The organism is Phycisphaerae bacterium (genome assembly GCA_012729815.1).
In the GTDB taxonomy this organism is placed as follows: Bacteria; Planctomycetota; Phycisphaerae; order JAAYCJ01; family JAAYCJ01; genus JAAYCJ01.
This window is the reverse complement of sequence record JAAYCJ010000352.1, coordinates 1-2,102: the sequence shown is the minus strand read 5'-3', so window position 1 is coordinate 2,102 and position 2,102 is coordinate 1. Positions and strand designations below refer to the sequence as shown.

Genomic DNA, 2,102 nt, shown 5'->3' with positions numbered 1-2,102 from the left:
GGTGAACCCGCCGAACATGCCCTTGACCCAGCGCCGCGCCCCCGCGAGCAGTACGACGGAGGAGACGATGAACAGACCCAGTTGGGCGTTCAGCGAGATCGGCGTCGCCAGGCACACCCCCGCGACGATCCAGGCGCCGACCGCGAAGAACGCGACGATCAGACCGGGGAGGATGAATTCCGCCACCAGCAGCACGAGACCCACCACGAACCAGATCAGCTCCGGCCTCAGGAAGTCTTTGAACCAGTCCATATCACGTCCTTTCCAGAACGCCCATGTGCCAATGTCACGGGCATGTCCTCTATTCCACGACCGCCGCCGCGCCTTGGGCGGCAAGCCAGCCGCCGATGGTCTCCAGAGCTAGCGGCGACATGGTCTCCTCGATCTGGGCGTACTCGTCAGCGGCCCCGGTCTTGGCCGTCTGGAACAGATGATTCAATCCGGGCAACTCTTTGACGGTGGACCGCGTATTGCCGGCCTCGCGCAGGGCCCGCTCGATGGCCGGGAGATTCTCCTTCGCCACAACCTGCGTGTCTAGCTCGCCATTGATGGCCAGGACCGGGCATTTGACCTTTCGCAGCGCGGTCGCCGGGTCGTACAGAATGAAGAAGCGGAACCCCTGGGACGACGCCGTTGCGACCTGCGTATCTACATAGGCAGACGAGCTGATCGCCTGTCTCTTCGCTTCGTCCAGCTTCGCCACATCGTCCTCGATCGCCTTGCGAACCTTCTGCTTTCGAAGCTCCGGGTCGGCCTCCTGCTTGACGATCTCAACGATCCGTCTTTGGCTCTGGAGGGCGGCCTCGATCCGGGCCTGGTCGTCACCGGCGATCTTGAGCCCGGCGACGATCTGTCCTTCGCGGACCCGCTCGCCGGTGACTCCGGTGCCGGCCATCAGGACAATGAACGCCACATCGGGCGACTGGACCGTGACCATGGGGGCGATAGTGCCGCCTTCGCTGTGACCGATCAGGCCGATCCGCCTGGGATCGATTTCCTTGCGGGTCTTGAGGTACTCGACCCCCGCCAGGACATCTCGTGCGAAGTCCTCACTGGTGGCCTGGGCGGTGTCGCCCTTGGAACCGCCCACGCCGCGGTCATCCACGCGGAGCACCGCGATTCCTCGTCGGGTCAGGTAGTCCGCCAGGACCAGGAACGGCCTGTGCCCCCAGACCGTCTCATCGCGATCCTGGGCACCGGATCCGGTAATCAGCAACACCGTCGGGAAGGGTCCGCCAGTGCTCGGCATCGTCAGCGTCCCGGCCAGGGTGACACCGTCTTTCGCATTCCGATAGGTCACTTCCTCGTCCCGATATGGATAGGGTCGTTTGGGGTCCTGGGGCCGCTTGAACTCCTTGGGCTTGGGGGCTTCCTTCACCCGCTCCAACAGCAAATCCCGCGAGGCGGGCCCCTGGGTCCACTTGCCGCTGATTTCCGAACCTTCCGCGTTCATCGTGCCTTCGTAACGGGAACCGATCGTGCTTGCCTCAACGGTGACCTTGTCCTTTTCAACTCCAATCCGACTGATCGGCAGGCCCGTCGCGCCCTGGTCAAGACTGTCGAGCGTGCCGGAGAATGAGCCGTCGGGCTTGGCCTGGATGTTGAAGACGAGCCGCAGCGAAGCGGTGGGCGTCACCTTCAGAGTGCCCAGCCAAGTGCCTTCGAGCGAGGGGCTTTTCGCATCGCCCGATCCGGCCTCGGTCCGGAGCGCCGGCACAATCAAGCAGAACGCAGTTACGACCAAGATAATCGTTCGCACGACCTTCATCGTATTCCTCCGCGATTGTGTGTACGGACTCCTATTCGACGACGACCGCGGTGCCGTAGGCGAGGATCTCCGCGGCGTGCGTCATCACCTCCGACGTCGAGAACCGCACGCCCACGATGGCGTTGGCCCCGAGCTTCTGGGCGTCCTCGATCATCCGGTCGATCGCCTGCTCGCGCGATTCGCCCAACAATTTGGTGTACTCGGCGATCTCCCCGCCGACGAGATTGCGCAGGCCCGCCAGGATGTCCTTGCCGAGGTGGCGGGCGCGAATCGTGTTGCCGCGCACCAGACCGAGGTGTTTGGTGATCGTCTTTCCCTCTATCGTATCCGTCGT

Annotated in this window: 3 protein-coding genes; all 3 read right to left on the bottom strand. The window is 63.7% G+C overall.

The features are described 5' to 3' along the window. A partial coding sequence (locus GXY33_22510) for an NfeD family protein (GenBank protein NLX07924.1) occupies positions 1-252 on the bottom strand: 252 nt, incomplete at its 3' end. A gap of 49 nt (positions 253-301) precedes the next feature. Continuing rightward, complete coding sequence (locus GXY33_22505; protein NLX07923.1) at positions 302-1,768, bottom strand: alpha/beta fold hydrolase; 1,467 nt, start codon at positions 1,766-1,768, stop codon at positions 302-304. A 31-nt stretch (positions 1,769-1,799) separates the two neighbouring features. Further along, the gene (locus GXY33_22500; protein ID NLX07922.1) at positions 1,800-2,090 is read right to left on the bottom strand and encodes a YbjQ family protein; all 291 of its coding nucleotides are present in this window, start codon (positions 2,088-2,090) and stop codon (positions 1,800-1,802) included. Between the last annotated feature and the right edge of the window lie 12 nt (positions 2,091-2,102).